Origin of the sequence: Niabella hirudinis (genome assembly GCF_051201075.1) — a bacterium.
GTDB classification, from domain to species: Bacteria; Bacteroidota; Bacteroidia; order Chitinophagales; family Chitinophagaceae; genus Niabella; species Niabella hirudinis.
Genome location: NZ_JBPEHJ010000008.1, coordinates 144,847 through 162,954, shown reverse-complemented (window position 1 = coordinate 162,954; position 18,108 = coordinate 144,847). Strand labels below are relative to the sequence as shown.

The 18,108-nt window shown below is 46.5% G+C and carries 16 protein-coding genes; 7 read left to right on the top strand and 9 right to left on the bottom strand.

Going from position 1 to position 18,108, the window contains the following annotated elements; genetic code table 11:
- Positions 1 to 264: 264 nt before the first annotated feature.
- Positions 265 to 474, bottom strand: coding sequence for a hypothetical protein (locus tag GGU45_RS15875; protein WP_435226364.1), 210 nt, complete (start codon positions 472 to 474; stop codon positions 265 to 267).
- A gap of 184 nt (positions 475 to 658) precedes the next feature.
- Here GGU45_RS15875 and GGU45_RS15870 point away from each other — a divergent pair, with 184 nt between their 5' ends.
- The 4 genes from GGU45_RS15870 (at position 659) to GGU45_RS15855 (ending at position 3,982) form a co-directional block, all read left to right on the top strand.
- Positions 659 to 1,945: an ABC transporter permease gene (locus tag GGU45_RS15870; RefSeq protein WP_435226362.1), complete on the top strand. Its 1,287-nt coding sequence runs from the start codon at positions 659 to 661 to the stop codon at positions 1,943 to 1,945.
- Between the two features lie 211 nt (positions 1,946 to 2,156).
- Positions 2,157 to 2,678 carry a hypothetical protein gene (locus GGU45_RS15865; RefSeq protein ID WP_435226360.1) on the top strand — a complete coding sequence of 174 codons (522 nt, stop codon included), beginning with the start codon at positions 2,157 to 2,159 and terminating at the stop codon, positions 2,676 to 2,678.
- A gap of 65 nt (positions 2,679 to 2,743) precedes the next feature.
- Positions 2,744 to 2,944, top strand: coding sequence for a helix-turn-helix domain-containing protein (locus GGU45_RS15860; RefSeq protein ID WP_435226358.1), 201 nt, complete (start codon positions 2,744 to 2,746; stop codon positions 2,942 to 2,944).
- Positions 2,945 to 3,982, top strand: coding sequence for an SDR family NAD(P)-dependent oxidoreductase (locus GGU45_RS15855; protein ID WP_435226467.1), 1,038 nt, complete (start codon positions 2,945 to 2,947; stop codon positions 3,980 to 3,982). It abuts the gene before it with no gap.
- Positions 3,983 to 3,994: 12 nt separating this feature from the next.
- On the opposite strand, the gene GGU45_RS15850 is transcribed toward GGU45_RS15855, so the two are convergent.
- Positions 3,995 to 5,953: a TonB-dependent receptor plug domain-containing protein gene (locus GGU45_RS15850; RefSeq protein ID WP_435226356.1), complete on the bottom strand. Its 1,959-nt coding sequence runs from the start codon at positions 5,951 to 5,953 to the stop codon at positions 3,995 to 3,997.
- 123 nt (positions 5,954 to 6,076) lie between these two features.
- Here GGU45_RS15850 and GGU45_RS15845 point away from each other — a divergent pair, with 123 nt between their 5' ends.
- On the top strand, positions 6,077 to 7,567 hold the full coding sequence (locus GGU45_RS15845) for an aminotransferase-like domain-containing protein (protein WP_435226355.1): 1,491 nt from the start codon (positions 6,077 to 6,079) through the stop codon (positions 7,565 to 7,567).
- Positions 7,568 to 7,617: 50 nt separating this feature from the next.
- Here GGU45_RS15845 and GGU45_RS15840 read toward each other — a convergent pair whose 3' ends face one another.
- The 6 genes from GGU45_RS15840 to GGU45_RS15815 all read right to left on the bottom strand — a co-directional run bounded on the left by GGU45_RS15840 (position 7,618) and on the right by GGU45_RS15815 (position 12,456).
- Positions 7,618 to 7,920 (bottom strand): hypothetical protein, encoded by a 303-nt coding sequence (locus tag GGU45_RS15840; RefSeq protein ID WP_435226353.1) that lies wholly within the window; start codon positions 7,918 to 7,920, stop codon positions 7,618 to 7,620.
- Between the two features lie 239 nt (positions 7,921 to 8,159).
- On the bottom strand, positions 8,160 to 9,581 hold the full coding sequence (locus GGU45_RS15835) for a Gfo/Idh/MocA family oxidoreductase (RefSeq protein WP_435226351.1): 1,422 nt from the start codon (positions 9,579 to 9,581) through the stop codon (positions 8,160 to 8,162).
- Between the two features lie 687 nt (positions 9,582 to 10,268).
- The gene (locus tag GGU45_RS15830) at positions 10,269 to 10,661 is read right to left on the bottom strand and encodes an MGMT family protein (RefSeq protein WP_435226349.1); all 393 of its coding nucleotides are present in this window, start codon (positions 10,659 to 10,661) and stop codon (positions 10,269 to 10,271) included.
- Positions 10,600 to 10,824 carry a C1orf53 family protein gene (locus tag GGU45_RS15825; RefSeq protein ID WP_435226347.1) on the bottom strand — a complete coding sequence of 75 codons (225 nt, stop codon included), beginning with the start codon at positions 10,822 to 10,824 and terminating at the stop codon, positions 10,600 to 10,602. The genes GGU45_RS15830 and GGU45_RS15825 overlap by 62 nt, the downstream gene beginning before the upstream one ends.
- The gene (trmB, locus tag GGU45_RS15820; RefSeq protein ID WP_435226346.1) at positions 10,811 to 11,515 is read right to left on the bottom strand and encodes a tRNA (guanosine(46)-N7)-methyltransferase TrmB; all 705 of its coding nucleotides are present in this window, start codon (positions 11,513 to 11,515) and stop codon (positions 10,811 to 10,813) included. Before trmB ends, GGU45_RS15825 begins: the two co-directional genes overlap by 14 nt.
- Positions 11,515 to 12,456, bottom strand: coding sequence for a DUF3078 domain-containing protein (locus GGU45_RS15815; protein WP_435226344.1), 942 nt, complete (start codon positions 12,454 to 12,456; stop codon positions 11,515 to 11,517). Before GGU45_RS15815 ends, trmB begins: the two co-directional genes overlap by 1 nt.
- 136 nt (positions 12,457 to 12,592) lie before the next feature.
- Between GGU45_RS15815 and GGU45_RS15810 the strand changes: the two genes are divergently transcribed.
- Positions 12,593 to 13,726 (top strand): arginase family protein, encoded by a 1,134-nt coding sequence (locus GGU45_RS15810; protein WP_435226342.1) that lies wholly within the window; start codon positions 12,593 to 12,595, stop codon positions 13,724 to 13,726.
- Positions 13,727 to 13,775: 49 nt separating this feature from the next.
- Entirely contained in the window at positions 13,776 to 14,828 is a 1,053-nt protein-coding gene (locus tag GGU45_RS15805) for a Gfo/Idh/MocA family oxidoreductase (protein WP_435226340.1), read from the top strand.
- 154 nt (positions 14,829 to 14,982) lie between these two features.
- Here the strand turns inward: GGU45_RS15805 and GGU45_RS15800 are convergent, their stop codons facing one another.
- Complete coding sequence (locus GGU45_RS15800) at positions 14,983 to 16,560, bottom strand: hypothetical protein (RefSeq protein WP_435226338.1); 1,578 nt, start codon at positions 16,558 to 16,560, stop codon at positions 14,983 to 14,985.
- Positions 16,561 to 18,108 lie beyond the last annotated feature (1,548 nt).

Below are 18,108 nucleotides of genomic sequence, written 5' to 3'. Positions count from 1 at the left end.
TAATGGCAAACAGGCGCAGCGCGCCGTTGACCCTTATAACGATGAACCTCCAAAACCTCCCGTAGCCGCAGCGCGGCGGTAATTTCCTGTGCACGGCTTGTACAAACCGCAATGATTACCGGTGCGCTGCACCTTTATTACCCGTATTGTCGTTTACTAACAGGATCAGCGCTGCGCTGCAGCTCCCGGGGCAAAAATTAACTTGACGCACATGCGATCGCCATCGGGACGGCATGACAAAACAGCGACTTTTGATACAGCCTCTTATTTCAATTTCATTTGAGCAAAATACGGGTGTTCAGGATTTACGATCAATTCCTGCGCATTTTCATTGATGCACATATATACGCTGCCGGTATCCACCAGCATATTCACTTTAATTCGTTTGATTTCCTCTTCGCCAATAATATGGCGGCGTGCCAGCGCAAGATCATCGCCATTGATCAGTTCAATTGCTGCATAGATGATTTCCATGGTTTCTTCGTTTACCATCAAATTTACTCCTTGATAGCAGAACATCCAAGATATCCGCTACTTTTGCGACCTGTCGGGCGCTGAAGATAAAAAGGAAACATTTGCCAATGGTGCCGAACAATTTGTGGTTTATCGTTTGTGGTTTTTGGTTTCAACATCAAACAATAAATCTCAAACCAGAAACATGTACAAACTTTGGGCAAGCATAAAGAAAGATGGCCGCATCCTGTTGCGGGATAAAGTGGGACTGGCGCTCATGTTCCTGATGCCCATCGTACTTGCCATCATCATCGCCTCCGTACAAAACAGCACTTTTGAGCTGGTAAATGATAAGAAAGTACCGCTGATTATTTTAAATAAGGATACCGGCGAGGCCTCAAAGGAATTGATCGCCTCACTGGAAAAAGGCGGCATGTTCACCCTCAAGCAGCTACCGGCTACAGCAACGGCCGGCGATATCAAAAATAAAATGGAGGATAAAGATGCCTTGCTAGCCATCATTATTCCGCCGCAATACACGCAGGATGTACTTTCCAAGGCGGAGCGGGTGTCCGGAGAAGCGCTGAAAACGATTGCCATTTCTGACAGTACTGTTGCGGATTCTGCAAAAATAAAAGCAAGTCCCCTTACCTTATATTATCACCCCGTATTGCAAAAGTCGTTCCGGCAGGGGATCGATGGCGCCCTCAGCAGTGTACTACAAATCGTACAAAGCAAGTACATTGTACGGGCACTATACAGCAGCATCAATAATGAACCCGGCATTCCCCAATCGCTGGAGCAGCAAATCCTTTCCAATGAAACGCCTATAAACCAACTGGCCGCCTCCAGAGACAATAGCCAGCCCGTGCCCAACGCCACCCAGCATAATATACCGGCCTGGACGCTTTTTGCCATGTTCTTTATCGTAATTTCATTGGGGAGCAGTCTGGTTCGGGAAAAAACAAGCGGCAGCTTTCTTCGTCTGAAAACCATGCCTACCTCCTTATCCGTTTCCCTTGCCTCCAAGCAGATCACTTATATCCTCATCACCATGCTGCAGGCCGCAGTGATCTTCAGCATTGGGCGCTGGCTCTTTCCGGTCATCGGGCTGCCGGCGTTGAATATTCCGGCCGATAAGGGCGGGCTGTTGCTGGTAACCTTTCTTTGCGGATGGTGCGCTACCAGCTTTGCGATTTGCATGGGCATCTTTGCCAACACACAGGAACAAAGCAATGGCATTGGCGCCATCAGCATTGTATTGTTCGCCGCCATTGGAGGGCTGCTGGTTCCGGCCTTTGCCATGCCGGCATCCTTCCAGGGAGTGATGCACATTTCACCACTCTATTGGTGCCTGGAGGCCTTTTATGGCCTGTTCCTGGAGGGGGGCCGCTTGAGCGATATCTTCAAAAATCTTGTTCCCGTGCTTATTATAATTGCGGTGCTGCAGCTGGCCACCTGGCTGGGCATGAAGCAGAAAGGACTGGTTTAAGCCCGCTGGCAGGGGCGGAATTATCTTCTTTTGGTTTTCAGCCCCGTCATGTACTGCTCCCCATTCCCTAAAGGGAACTTATCCTGAATTCAAAGATGGTTCAGAACCCTGAATATTAATATGCCACATTGAATATTTAAAATAAAACGATAAATATTTTTTGTTTTATTTTAAAATCTTTATAACTTTGAATACTAAAACATTCCTTGTTATGCCTCCAAAATTTAAAATTACCGGCAGCAGCCTGATGGCGCTGGGCTTTCTTTGCGTTGCCTTTATTGTAAACCTCGTCATTGCCCTAACCAACTCCCTTTCTTCCAATATTGCATCTATACAGGAGTACCGCAACCAAACGTTACCGTTAAATATTCTGGAATTTGCCAAGTCGGGTATCCTGCTGATCATGGGCTACCTGCTGTTCCGTATCATAAAAAATGTAATGCTCCGTCAAAAATGGAATACCGGCTATTATAAAAAGGTCAAGGGCATCGGCTGGCTCAATGTGCTGGTGCTGCTGATTGATGCGGCTGCATCTACCTGGAAGGAGTCTGTTTTTTCCAAACAGGATTCGATCACCAACCACCTGGCAGACCATAACCTGTATCAGAATGCGCTGCTGACGGCGCTCTTTAATGCCCCCATATCCTGGTTTTTGATCCTTTGTGTTTTTTTAATAGCAGATCTGCTGCAATATGCAGCTGATGTAAAAATGGAGCAGGACACCATCATTTAAGAACCATAGTTAACAGCAGGTTATGAAAACAACATTAAAAAAGAAAACGAATCCTTTATCTAATTATGCCTATTGTGATCAACCTGGACGTAATGCTGGCCAAACGCAAGATGAGCCTCACCGAGCTATCGGAAAAGGTAGGAGTCACCATTGTAAATCTTTCCATCCTGAAAACGGGTAAGGCAAAGGGTGTACGTTTCGATACACTGGAAGCCATTTGCAAGGCCCTGGATTGCAAACCGGGAGATATTATCGATCGGGAATAAATAGCTATTTTCGCCAATCATAAATCAAAAATCATAAATCAAAAATCAAAAATACTGGTTACCGGGGGTACCGGCTTTTTAGGTGCTTATATCCTTAAAACGCTGGTGCAGCAAGGCTTTGCCACAAGGGCCATTAAAAGAGACAGCTCCCGGATGCCTGCCTTTATGGACCCGGAAATCCTGGCCAGGGTAGAATGGGTAGACGGCGATATTCTTGATGTGCTGTCCCTGGAAGAGGCTATGGAAGGCATTGATACGGTGATACATAGCGCCGCTATTGTTTCCTTTGCCAAAAAAGAGCGCAGAAATATGTATCATGTGAATGTGGAGGGTACCGCCAATATGGTTAACATGGCGCTGCAGACAGGTGTACGGCGTTTTATACATATTAGCTCTGTTGCTGCACTGGGGCGTAAAAAGGAAAGCAGTACCGTAGATGAAACCGCAAAATGGGAGGATAATAAAAACAATACCCACTATGCCATCAGCAAATTCAGAGCGGAGCTGGAAGTCTGGCGCGGATTTGCCGAAGGATTGGAAGGCGTGGTGCTGAACCCTGCCACCATCCTGGGCTATGGCAACTGGAACGAAGGGAGCTGTGCTATTTTTAAAAACGTTTACAAAGAATTTGGCTGGTACACCAACGGCATCAATGGCTTTACAGATGTAGAGGATGTGGCCAAAGCCGTTGCCCTGCTTACCGGATCGCCTATTACAGAGGAACGCTTTGTGGTGTGCAACGACAACTGGCGTTTTCGCAAACTGCTCAACACGATGGCAGATGCCTTTGGTAAAAAGCAACCGGGCCGGGAAGCATCGCCGGTTATTTCCGGCATCGCCTGGAGACTGGAACGGCTGAAATCATTCCTCACAGGAGCCAAACCCCTCATTACAAAAGAAAGCGCCAAAGTGGCTAACAGCGCAACAGTTTTTGATGGATCTAAGCTGGTAAGATCATTGCCCGGCTTTGAGTACCGTAAGCTGGAGGAAACGATCCGAGATGCCTGCCAGCATTATACAGACCTGCAGGGTTTTTAAACCCTTACAGGTCTATAGATTTACACGCACCCCACCCTGCAGCCACCGGCCGGGCATAGGGGCTCCCAGCAGATCGCTGTATGAGCGGTCAAAAACATTATCCACCTGCACAAAAAGAGCCAGCCGGTCTTTTAAGATCCCGTAAGAGGCTTTTCCATTCAGCAAAAAATAATCCTTTGTAATTGTGGCATTGATCCCGGAGGCCGTTTGCGGTTTGCGCGCTTTATAGATACCTGTGAGGCTCACCGAAACCGGACCGGCATTATAGGTCAGCAGCGCATTTGCCAGGAAGCGGGCATGTGATAAAATATAAAAAGAAGGATTGGGCTCGCTGCTTTTACTGTATAGCCATACAAAACCGCCATTGAACAGCAACGACTGCCGGTTGGTAAACCGCCGGGTATAGGTAGCATCTGCTTCCCAGCCGCTGGTAGTTACTTCAGCAACATTTTTGGCCAGCGCATAGTTACTTCCCGCAACCAGGTTATCTTTCCGGGGCATATCCGCATACGGCGTATTTACCCAGTCGATCAGCTGGCTGTGAAAGCGCTGGAAGAAGCTGGTGGAAAGCTTCAGGTTTGATTGGCAAAACCAATCCATTCCGGCTTCATAGGTCCAGGATCTCTCTGCTGCGAGGCCGGGGTCACCTACACTTCCGCTTTTCACCACGGATTTATTGTAATTATTATACAACTCGGTAAAATCTGCATTACGAATGGTTTTGCCGCCGCTGGCGCGCAACTGGATATTGCGCATTTTATAGGATGCCGTCAGCTGGGGTACCCATTCTGCAGGAAGGGAGCCGTAAAGTTCCATCCTTAAAGAAGGATTCACCATAAAATGCTCCCCAAATTTCCGGATCAATGAAACAAAGGGGGCCGCCGTACTCAAGTGATGATTGCCCCGGTCGTTGGAGCGGATATCCCGGTTTTGGAAATTAAATCCTGCCACAAGATGGGTTTGCTCCGAAAAACGCTGTTGCAGCGTAACCTGGGTCTGCAGCAGGTGGGATCGATTGTCATTGGCAATCGATGACGGGTTAAATAAATACTGGTCCTCCATCGTTTTGTATCCCGCATCGATACTTACCTGTGTGCTGCCTTTCTGGTATTGCAGCCGCGCCTGGTTCCACCAGGAACTGATTTTTTCTGATGCAGTATCTGATGCATAGGTGGTATAAAAATTCTGCGCGGCAAAATCCCGGTTGTCATAAGCCGTCCGCAATGCCAGGTTCCAGTATGGGTCAACCTTTACCAGCAGCCCCGCCGAAGCCGCAGTATTGTGAAAATAGCCCCGGATGCCCCGCTGCTGTACCCCGCCGGCGTTATTGGTCAAAAAACCTGCGCCTACGTTTATTTTTTCATTCTGATAAAATCCGCCGGCGCTGGCATTCAGCAAACCATACTCACCGGTGCTGATCATTGCCGCAGCCTGTTTTGACCGGCTCTGCCGGTTTTTGTTAAACGCTTTGGTAATGATATTGACCACTCCGCCCACCGCATCGGATCCATAAACCGCCGAGGAAGCTCCTTTCAGCACTTCAATACGGTCTATTTCTGCCGGGCTGATGGGTATATAGCCCGTAAAATGCCCGGTATTGGGGTCGTTCAGCCGCAGCCCATCCAGGATCACCAGCACCTGCTGAAATGTGCCACCTCTGATCGAAATATCTGTTTGAGCACCCTGCGGCCCCCGCATTTGAGCCTCTACTCCCGGAATGTATTTTAATAGTTCATCAACCGAGTGTACCGGCAGCCCGGCAAAGGTTTCCCCGCTGATAATGTTGATATTTCTGCCGGTTTCCGAACTTCTTTTTTCTATAACGGACGAAGTTACCGTAACGGGGTCCAGCAATGTATCCTGCGCAAAGGCGGCGGTGGCCGTCAAAACGACAATCAGCATAAGTAAAACCCTTGTTAAAAACGCTCTTCTGCGTTGTACCCGCTCTATTAATATTGTAGCCTTCCTCATTTTTTTAAAATTCATATTTGTGTGTCTTGCTGCCTTTGCACCTTTGTGGCCAGGCATTTTCTCCTTATTTTCCGCCAAAACTATTACCTTGCCGGACGACTTAGATAGTCCGGTTATTATATAGTGAGTAGTCCGGTTCAGTTACCATACAAAACCTTTGTGCCCATCGACCGGCAGAGTACCACGGCGATCTATCTCCAGATCGTGCACCAGGTTATTAATGCCATCCAGCGGGGATTTCTTTCCGAAGGACAACAGCTACCGGGTACCCGTGCTATGAGTATGCTACTGGAGGTACATCGTAAAACGGTGGTGGCAGCTTATGAAGAACTGGATGCGCAGGGCTGGATCAAGGCCCGCCCCAATAAAGGCAGTTTTGTAAAGACCGCATCCCGTAAGAATACCGCTCAAAAAAAACTGGATGCATTGAAATTAACGGCATACCCTGCCAAAGCGGGCTTCCATTTCAGCAGAAGCACGATCCTGGATGTGCCCGAAAAAGCACCCGGCCTGCCTCTTACAGTTACAGACGGACAGCCAGACTACCGGCTTTCGCCCACAGATCAGCTGGCGCGTTATTATACAGCCGCCCTGCGCAGAAAGGTAAACCGGAAGCACCTGGGATACAATGCCGCCTCCGGCCACTCCTTTTTTAAAGTACAGCTGTCTAATTTTTTGAACGGCAGCCGCGGACTGCATATTACCCCCAAAAACATCCTGGTGACCCGGGGCATGGAAATGGGCATGTATGTTGCTGCCCGCACACTCATCAGTCCCGGTGATATCGTATTAGTAGGCTCACCGGGATATTATGCCGCCAACATGACTTTTCAGCAATCCGGCGCAAGGTTAAAAACGATCCCAGCAGATGAAGAAGGCATCAGTGTGGAAGCAGTGGAGTACGCCTGCAAAAAGCACCCGGTGCGGCTGTTATATATTACCCCGCATCATCACTACCCAACAACGGCAACGCTTAGCGCACAGCGAAGGGTGGCATTGCTGAAACTTTCTGCCATCTACGGGTTCATTATTCTGGAGGACGATTACGAGTACGATTTTCCTTATCAAAGCAGTCCCATTCTTCCCCTGGCCAGCGCCGATACGGATGGTATGGTGGTGTACCTGGGCTCTTTCGGAAAAACCCTTGCCCCGGGTTTCCGGGCCGGGTTCCTGGTAGCGCCTGAAAACCTGATTGCAGAAATGCAAAAAACACAGGCCATTATAGACCGTCAGGGCGATACCATTATGGAGCAGGTATTGGGCCAACTGATCGCCGAGGGTGAAATTCACCGCCATTTAAAAAAGGTGCAGAAGATCTACCATGAACGGCGCAATCATTTTTGCGAAACCCTGGGCAGGCAGCTGGGCAACTGTGTTTCTTTTTCGATACCGCCTGGGGGACTGGCGGTTTGGACCAAATGGGATCAGGGCCTGAATTTATTACGGATCAGTAAAGCATGTGCCACACAGGGGCTGCAGCTTCCACAGTTCCTGTTATATCAAACAAGGGAGTTAAGTGCCATGCGCCTGGGGTTCGGAAATTTTACTGCTGCAGAAGCAACGGATGTTTTAAAGATGCTAAACCGGGCCGTAGAACAGGCTACCCGGCAATAAAATAATGCAATTTTGAGGTGAAAGATGTAAAGGTTTGAGCCCGCCGCCCATCACCGGATCACGGGCTTCACCTTTCCTTCCATCCTGTCTGTATACTCTACGCTGCCCAGCCGGAGGCGAAAACTGGTCTTGGTAGCTTTTTCCAGCTTCAGCTCCTGCCGGCACATAAACCCCAGACAATTATAATACGCGGTATGCAGCGCCACAGGCCGTACTTTGAAAGCATGGGCATCGGTTCTTAAAAGTGCGGGTACGCTATCCCTTTTTAAAGGATCTCTTGTAATATTTACCTGTGCGGCAGCCGGAAGGCTGCAGACGGTAAACATCAATACCCATAACGGGCTCCCTTTCATAGCCGGAAATATTTGCACCTTTAAAAGTACAAAATCTTTTTATTAAGTGCACCCAACCAAAAGGATGCATAATATTTTTATCCTAAAGTGGCGCGTGGAGATCCCGCATTGGCGGGACCACGGCTGGTCGCCCTGATTCGTGTCCCCACGAATCGGAAAAATGTTATGGCCGCAAGCAAGATGGGGTCGCCTTTTTCAGACGACCCCATCTTTTTCAGACTGTTATTTCAGACCGTGATCTATATCTTATAATAATCTTCCCATCCTTTGCGCGGAGGAGCACCGGTTAAAAATGCATCGGCAAATGCATTATTGGTAACCCTTTTTGTAGCCCGGTCAAATTTGATGGGCTGATTTAACCGCTGGGCCATTACGCCCAGGCAAAATACCTGGCTGAGCGGACCGGCAATCTCAAAAGGAGAACGGGTTTTTTCCTTACCCTGGCAGGATAGTAAAAAATTGGCAAAGTGGTTGGATGGGCTCTTGGGCACTTCGGGCAGTTTGGATGCCATTTCCTTCGCCTTTTCTGAAGGAATAATGCTGAGCGTGCTGGCATGAGAGCCACCCTTAAACGTAAGCGTTTTGCTGTAGATCTCTTTACCGGGATTTAGCTTTACTGCCTGGGCTTTTTGACCGTTTACAGTAGGAATGCTGGAATCCAGTTCCGATGCACCAAATCCTTCAGGAAGTTTGGGTTGATTGTTAATACCATCGTACCAGGTAACGACTACCGGCGGCATTTTTTTCCGCTTGGGAAATTTAAACTCAATGGTGCTGGACATGGGATAAAAATAATCGTTATGCCCTTCCAGCTTCAGCGGGTTTATTTCTTCCGGCAGGCCAAGATCTAAGAACTGGTGGGCCGTATCCAGAATATGTGCCCCCCAATCGCCCAGGGCGCCCATACCAAAGTCGTACCAGCAACGCCATTGCCCGTAATGGAAATCCTTGTTAAAATCATGATACATCTGCGCCGACAGCCAGGTATCCCAATCGAGGGTTTCCGGAACAGGTTCAGCTGCAGGGAACTTTTTTATATTGGAATCCCATCCGTGCCAGCGGCGGGGGCTGTTCATGTGGGCGGTTATGGCCGTTACATCTTTTATGATGCCGGCTTCGGTCCAGGCTTTAAACTGGAAATAATTTGCTTCGGAATGACCCTGGTTACCCATTTGGGTTACCACATGAGGATATTTTTTTGCCGCCTTTATCATCAGCTCCACCTCATGAAAGGTGCGCGCCATGGGTTTTTCTACATACACATGTTTACCCAGCGCCATCGAATGTACGGTTATGGGAAAATGCGCAAAATCCGGTACTGCAATGGTTACCGCATCTATGTCTTTTGCCATTTTATCATACATCTTCCTGAAGTCCTGGAACTGCGTTGCGTTGGGAAATTTAGCAATGGTTCCCTGTGTATGCTTGGCGCCCATATCCACATCGCATAGTGCTACCACATTTGCAAGGTTGGTTTTTGCAAAATCCCCAATGATCTCTCCTCCACGGTTACCGATGCCGATATGCGCGAGGTTCACTTTACCATTAGCTCCAATAATACGGTTGTAGCTGGATGCATTTACTTTTGTAAACATGCCGCTTAAAGCAATGCCACTGGTGGCCAGGGCCGAATTGCGGATAAAAGTTCTTCTTGTTGTCATATTTGAAAAATCGTTAAATACTATAGCATATAACGGACCGATGATTGCAGCCCCGTTTTGTAGCGCACGGGGCGAATTTATGTATTTTAACTTTCCCCGATCCGGAAGATATCGAAATCGTTTTAGTTGGGCTATTCTGGCTTTATTTTTACCACCTTATCCCCGCGCATAATCACGAGGTCTGTTTTTTTTCTTTTTTAAATTCGATCAGCTTTTCGTAAACCTTTTCCAGGCCTTTAATGATCTTATTTCTTTCCTCTATTTTCTTATTTATGGTCATCATAAATTCGCCTTAATTGTTCAAATTTCGTTTGATTGATGATCTTCAGCGCACCTGCTTCCATTTTTTCTGCTATCAGGCTGTGTTTGCCCTCTGAGTTATCAAAAATTAATACACTGTCAACAATCTCCATATAAATTTCGAATAAATTCCTTACAATTCAGGATCTCCGGCAAAATCGTATAAGATGCGGTCGTTTTACCAGCACCATTGGGCCCTGCTACAATATAGAGTTTCTTCTCCAGCATAGTCAAAGGTAGATATTTGGGTTGGGAAAAGACTCCAACGGACAAGGCTCTAACAGATAGGCCTCCAACAGATCTCCCGTTAGCTCACAATTTTGCTCTGAAATCCAGATCTCTTCGGCCCGACCATCCGTTCCCTTTGCTCAAAAGACAAGAAATCCGTTAACCCAGCTCCTGCACCGGGTCCCAAAACCGGGTCTTAAAATCCAACACCTTATCATTTACTACTTTTACGCCCTCCTTCTCCAGCAGCTCCTGCATGTAGGTGGGTGTTTTGAAGGCGAGTTTCCCGGAAAGCAGCCCGGTACTGTTTACCACCCGGTGCGCCGGCACTTTGGGCTTTACCCGGCCGGCACCGCTCATGGCCCAGCCTACCAGCCTTGCCGACTTTCCCGAGCCGATAGCCTTTGCAATGGCGCCATAAGAAGTAACCCGCCCCCTGGGTATCTGCCGGGCAATATCGTAAATGAGGTCGAAGATACTTTCCTCTGTTTTACCCGAGGGGCGTATCGTTTTCAATTTTACCGGATTGCTGCTCCCTTTTTTTACGCTCATTTAGTAACTGCGTTTTTTTAGGTTCAGAAACATTTTCATATCCATAGGGACAATGCCGGCAGCCATTGCTGCAACAGTACCCCCGCTGTAGATGGTACTTTGCTGTAAGTACCACCTTACCCTCTTCATTTACATAATAATCCTCTCCCTCAATCAAGCTCATAGCGGATGGCTTCCTTTAATTCCAGGTCTTTTTCTTCACCGGCCAATACGGGCGGCAGCTGGAAAGAAATATAATGAATCCGGTTGCTTTCGGCAATATCGAGGCTCTCGTAATAGGTCTTTATTTTCAGCGTTTCCGGAAGATCCGGCTCACCGTAAAGGTCGTCTGTATCCTTCAGGATGGGGCATTGATACATATCCAGCACTTCCTTGGTAAACCGGTGCAGGTTGGGACTGTCTGTTTTCAGATGGATGGTCCCTCCTGGCTTTAATACCTGCTGGTAGATCCTCAAAAACCGGGGATGCGTCAGCCGCTTTTTTGCCTTTGAAAACCGCAGTTGCGGATCGGGGAACGTGATCCAGATCTCGCTCACCTCACCCGGTGCAAAGTATTGATGCAGCTGCTCGATCTGGGCCCTTAAAAAAGCCACCTGATCCAGCTTTTCATTCTGCGCTTTTTTGGCCCCCGCCCATAACCGGTTGCCCTTTATATCCACCCCGATAAAATTCCGGTTTGGATACAGGCGCCCCAGCCCAAGTGCATATTCTCCTTTTCCGCAGGCCAGCTCCAGGGTAATGGACTGCTCATTTTTAAAATAGCCCTTCCATTTTCCCTTTATATCCTGGGGAAATTGTAACACATTATTAAATGTATTCAATTCTGCAAAACGTACCAGTTTTTTTTGTGCCATTATCTGTTGCTAAAGCGATATGAAAGTCCGATTCCCAGCATCGATCGTATCTGCGGCCGCGCCGATTCTTTGTCCGGGCCAAAAAGGCGCACATCATCGTCATAAATAAGATCCACTGCATAATTAATGGCAAAAAGCTTACCCAGCTTCATGCTCAGCAGGTTGGTCCAGTATACATCAATATTCTGCGGGTTGTGCAGGTAATTGGAATAGAAATCTGCCCGGCTTTTAAATGAAATGGATTTGTTGAATTCCTTGAAAAAATTAACCGTGGCAAAAGCGCCAAACTCCGTTTTTACATGCCTGCCGGTGTCTACCCCGTATGCCCCACGCGCAGAAAGCGAATCATTCATAACCACCGTCCAGCGGGCTGTTACCGGCGAAACAAATATGGAGAAGGTCTTTGATGGCTTATAAGTAACCCCCGGGCTTAGCAGCAAATAGGCCGGTGAAAGAAACTGAGAGGTAAGCGTTTTTGAGGTATCCGTATTATAATCATACCCCTTCAGAATCTGCGAACGGAAATTAAACAAGGCACCCACATCCCATTTTTTTCCTACATCATACGCGTATTTTGATACCAGGTCGATCCGGTCATCGTTCTTCCTGGTGCCGAGCGATGTGGTATTCATATACCCCAGGTTCAGGTCCAGCGTATTGTCCCAGTGATTTCTTCCTTTTTGATAAAAAGCATAAGTGCTCAGGAGCGAGTTCAGCGCCAGGGAAAACTTATCACCACCGGCCGACCAATTGCTCAGCGATCCCTGTGCAACATTCAGGTTAAAGATGCCACCGGTTTTCCAGGTCATCTTCGTGGTATCACTGCCATCCTTTGCAATTTTACGATTCGCATCAGATTGTAACTTTTTTACCGTTTCATCCTGTGCATGCAAATAAAAGCCGGCGCTTAAAAACAAGGCCATCCATAAAAGTTTCCTCATAGTGATTGATTTTGGCCTCAAAAGTAAGTGTTCCTTCTTTAAAGCAGGACAACTGCCGGCGGCTTCTTACACAAATCCTCCAAAAACTTTATAAGCGGTTCTTCAAATCTTTCCCTGTTTATATTATCTTGCAAGCATGTCAGATCACATGAATATCGAGGCCTTCTTATCGCCCGTTAACCTCCGGGAAATTGCTGGTGACGAAATCTATAAGCCCAACCAAATAGGCAGTAGTATCGATCTTCATGAAGAATTATTCCCGGACCTGGAGTTGGCAGATGTGGTGTTTGTGGGCTGTGGTGAGCAGCGCGGCAATGGAATCCTGGGCGCTCCCAGTACTGCGCCCGACAGTATCCGCCGTCATTTTTATTCTCTGTTTTTTTGGCATGAGGGCATCCGGATCGCCGATATCGGCGACATCCGGCAGGGCGCTTCTTATACTGATACGGTGGCGGCCCTGAGAACAGTGATCGCCGCCCTTATTGAAGAAGGAAAAACGGTCATCATCCTGGGCGGATCACACGATCTTACCCTGGCGCAATATGGAGCATACGTGGCACAAAAAACCATTATTGAGGCCTCCATTGTGGATGCAGTAATTGACCTGGACATGGAGTCGCCTTTTGCCAATGATCATTTCCTGATGGAGATGCTTACCGGTGAGCCCAATTATATCCGGCACTATAACCATATAGGGTTTCAAAGCTACCTGGTACACCCGGGAATGCTGCAAACACTCGACAAGCTAAAATTTGACTTTTACCGCGTAGGGCATGTAAAGGAAGACCTGGAGCAGATTGAACCGGCCATCCGGAGCAGTCAGCTGTTCTCCTTTGATATCAATGCCATTGCCCATGCTTATGCCCCGGCCAACCAGCTTACGCCCAACGGCTTTAATGGGGAGGAAGCCTGTATTTTAATGCAATACGCGGGCATGAGCGCAGCCGTAAACACCATTGGCATTTACGGGTACGATGTGAAAAAAGACCGGGATGAATTAACCGCCAAACAAATTGGCCACATGCTGTGGTATGCGCTCGATGGCATCCACCGCCGGAAAAGAGAGGCAGCCCTTACCGACAAAGAGGCCTTTAATGAGTACCAGATGATCTTTTCGGAAATAGAAACCACGTTTTATCAAAGCAAAAAAACCGGGCGCTGGTGGATGCAGCTTCCCGGAAACCAGCTGGTACCCTGCAGCTATAAGGACTACCTGCTGGCATCGCAGGACGAAATTCCGGATCGATGGTTCCGGGCACAGCAACGGTAATATCCGGCGGGTTGTACTATTTTTACATTTCTTCAAAATCAAATCAATAATGAGTCATCCAATTATTACTGGAATCGCATCGTTTGGCATGAGCGGCAAACTGTTTCATGCACCGTTTATTAATGCCAACCCGCATTTTGAGCTGAGGGCCATTGTAGAGCGGCATAAAGAAGAATCGCGGGAGCGGTATCCCGATTCCAAACTATACCGTTCTTTTGAAGAACTGATTGCCGACCCGGAAATTGAGCTGGTTATTGTAAATACCCCCGTTCAAACCCATTTTGAGTATGCCATTAAGGCCCTGGAGGCCGGTAAACACATTGTGGTAGAAAAGCCGTTTATGATTAATGCTACCGAAGCAGAAGAAGTAGACCGGCGGGCTAAAGAAAAAGGCCTTTTCCTCTGTGTTTACCAAAACCGCAGGTACGATGGCGATTTCCGGGCCATAAAGGACGTTGTTACCGAAAACCTGCTGGGCGAGCTAAAAGAAGTGGAACTGCGCTATGACCGCTACCGTACCGGCCATAGTGGCAAAGATCATAAAGAAGGCAACAAACCCGGCGCCGGCAACCTGCACGACCTGGGGGCGCACCTGATTGACCAGGCCCTCCAGCTGTTCGGACTTCCCGAAGCCGTTTTTGCGGATGTATTCACCATGCGAAAGAATATGGAGGCCAACGATTACTTTGAAGTACTATTGTATTATCCCCGCCCCTTCCGGGTACGGGTCAAAGGAACGGTGTTTGCCAAAGAGTCGCCCTATCCCTTTATCATACAGGGAGAGAACGGGACCTTCCTGCAGCAACGATCCGACCTGCAGGAAACAAAATTACAGGAAGGCGTGGTGCCCGCTATTGAAAGCTGGATTCCTACGCCGGAAGGATTTGACGGTGTATTACATACCACTATTAACGGGGAAGACGTAAGAAAGCAAACCCGGTCGGAAATGGGTAATTACATGGACTATTACGAAGACGTTTACAATGCGCTCCGAAATGGTCGCCCCAACCCCGTGCCGGCTTCAGATGCCATCCTCACCATGAAAGTAATTGATGCCGCCCTGCAAAGCAGCCGTGAGCGGAGGGTGGTGTCGTTTGTTTAATTATGAAAAAGTATCGGTAAAAAATGTAGAATAAGAAATATCCAATGTAAAATGAAGAAGCGATCCCGTTAAAACCTAATAGGCTTTTTTCTAAACCGAATACTCCTTTTTCATTTTACACTCTTCATTCAGTATTTTACATTTATAAAGAGGTTTATTGATCTGCAAGCACAGGAACCACGTTCCGGCTGCGCTTGCTTTGAAGGAATTTTTGCTCGATGACCACCCGCATGGGTTTGCGCTCTACCTTACTTTCCAGCCACGATATAATATCAAGATAGGCAAAGGAGCGGGTCTCAAACCGGTTCTTCTCCAAATGCTTTACTTTTTCCAGGAAGCGCTCAAACTCCGGTATCAGCTCTCTGCTGGTAAAACGGAACGACCCCCGGAAAAACCGGAAAATCTCCTGTTCGATCACCGTCAGGTTCTTCATCTTCGACATATAACGGAATACCGACCGGGTAAGTGAATCCATCAGCTCCAGGTTGCCCATTTCATAATGTGCCAGCAAATGTACCAGCCGCGCATAGCACTGCAGATCGGTTCTCAAACCGGACGAATCGTTGATGATCTTCTGAAGATAATCAATACAGGTACTGTAATCCCCGGAAAGGAAATACAACATGGCTATCTTATACGTAATCACCATTACCCGATGCCGGTCCAGGAACAACGCATATTCCGCAAGCTTGTCCTCAATAAAAGGCACTTCTTTTAACCCCGCTGCGGTTTGCCCGGTAATAGTAAAATAATTTATTTTGGCACTGGCAATGTATACAAATGATTGTACCCGGAAGTTTTCGTTGCCCTGTACCCTTTTTGTATGGCTGAACTCCTCAAATTTTTGCAGGTCGATGCTGAACTGTTCATAATTCCGCAGATCAAAATGTGCATTCAGCAGGTTATGGTATCCTTTTATAAAATGCCCCGTTTCTGTACGCTGCATATTGGGCTTTTCATAAAACAGGTCTACCCATTTCTGAACATAACGGTAGTATAATAGAAAATCCTGCCGGATAAAGGCAAACCAGGTATAGGCCTGGTAGTAATAGAGCCTTTCATAAAACCCATCCTGCTGGGCCGATCCCGAAGGCAGGTTCTGCCGGAAGAATTTTTTTACCTTATCTTCTTCCGCCTCATTGCGGGCATGCCCGTTGGCAATATAAAACCCGTATACCTGCAACGAAAGATTGGATAGCCGGGTGATCATATTCAGTTTGGTATTGACCTCATTGGACTCTTCTGCCAATTCATCCATCCGGCTCACAAAACTATCCGTTACATTCAGGGCCTCAATCCGTTTTTCGAGTGATAAAAGCTGAGGAAGAAAAAAGAATTTCTGATTGAGCTTGGCAACCTCCTTGGCTTTGTCGATCACCCGCAAACTTTGATAAAACAACCCCTTTTTATAAAGAATATGCGCCGACTCAAATAATTCATTTAATTGAAGATCCAGGCTTTCACTGCTTTTTAGCAAACGGAGCCCCGCCAGTATTTCCTTGTAGAGATGTGATTTCAGGTTAGACAGCTGGGGTTTGGTCACATCCTTCAGTTTCTTCAGTACCAGTTTTTCATCGTACTGCTGCAATTTATCCATCGCATCAAACAATTTGATCACTTTGAGGTCCTCATTACCAGAACTCCTTGTAATATAAAGCTTAAAGTGTCTCTTTTCCGACTTTTCCAACGATCTTATTAACTGAAACAGGATATCCCCCGGCTTATTCGGCATAGTTACAAAGTTAAATGCAAACCCTTCAAAAACATTAAAAAACGCCCAAAATACCCTTGGACATCTCCGCAAAATTACGCTGTAATTGAGTAGCAACGGGCACTTTAATGTTTTTATAACAGCTTAGAGATACTATAGCTCCTCAATAGTTGGTTTGGAGTACCCTCCCGGAAAGGACTATCTTTGTGTAACAAATGAGGGGATAAGGAAAAGAGGAAACAAAAGCTGTAGGCAGCACAACAAAGAGTTTTTTAAGTTTTTTCATATGGCAAGCAATCGTTAGAGGTCAGTCCGTTTCTACGGAAGGACCTTTTTTGTTTTTAGTACCTTATAAATCCAAATGACAAACAGCCTGCGCATACAATCTATAAAAACGGCTATGAAGGTGCGCTCATAAAGAAAAAAAAAGAAGCAACCGTCAGAGGCAATCAAACTTAGAGGTCATCTTTGTATAAATAAAAACGCTTTTTTATTTACCCTGTAATCCCAAAACGCATACTGGTTAATAAAACGTTAATTGACTACAGGCAACTAAAATAACAGTATTTTTTGAAACGGGACTTTTTTTCCCCAATCTTTTTTTAAACTTTTTGATTTTTTACATTCTTTAGGCTTTTATTTATACAATTTTCAATGATTTTTCCGTTGCAATTAAAGCCTTGGATATACGATCCTTTTTCTTGCGAAATGCTGTGTTTACGGCACTTTCAGGGCAATGAGGCTCCATTGAATATAATAGAATTAACGATAGATTGTGTTTTGGGCTGTATAAATGCTCCCTACCTTTGTGTAACAAATGAGGGGATAGGAAAAAGAGGAGATAAAAGCTGCAGGCAGCACACCGAAGAGTTTTTTAAGTTTTTTCATATGGCAAGCAATCGTTAGAGGTCAGTCCGTTTCTACGGAAGGACCTTTTTTTTGTTTGTATAGGAAAGGCTATATATAAAAAGCGGATCTCTTGTATAAAAGATCCGCTTTGTTCAGGCAAGACAAACGTTAGAGGCCAAATGTTTTGTTTCACTGGTTATCGAACACTAAAGTAAGGGATTCTATTAACAATAAATTAACTAACAACTGTTTTTTTTAAAAATTAGAATTTTTTTGCCAGTTTATTGATCAATTTTTAATGCTGATCGTTAAGCAACCACAATTTTCTAAATAAACAGCGCTGAAAATTAAACATTTCGGGTTAAACCCCTGTCTGAAAAAAAGACAGGGGTTTAAAATGGCATGAATTATGTCTATCTTTGTATTAAGAAGTTATTCATTAACTTTTTCATATGGCAAGCAATCGTTAGAGGTCGGTCTGTTTCTACAGAAAGACCTTTTTTTTTGACCGGCTGCAAGGGTGCCACTGAGGGACCGAAACACAAAATTTTCAGGATAACGCCACTGAGATTCTGACGCGGAGAAAATCAGTATCTCTTGCAATTACCACTGACACACAGATTCTTTTAAAGCTGCAGCGATGACGCTTGCTTTTACACGTAGAAAGTCCAAAACTTCAGTGCCTCAGTGGAAACATAGGAAGCGCTGAAATACAGAAAG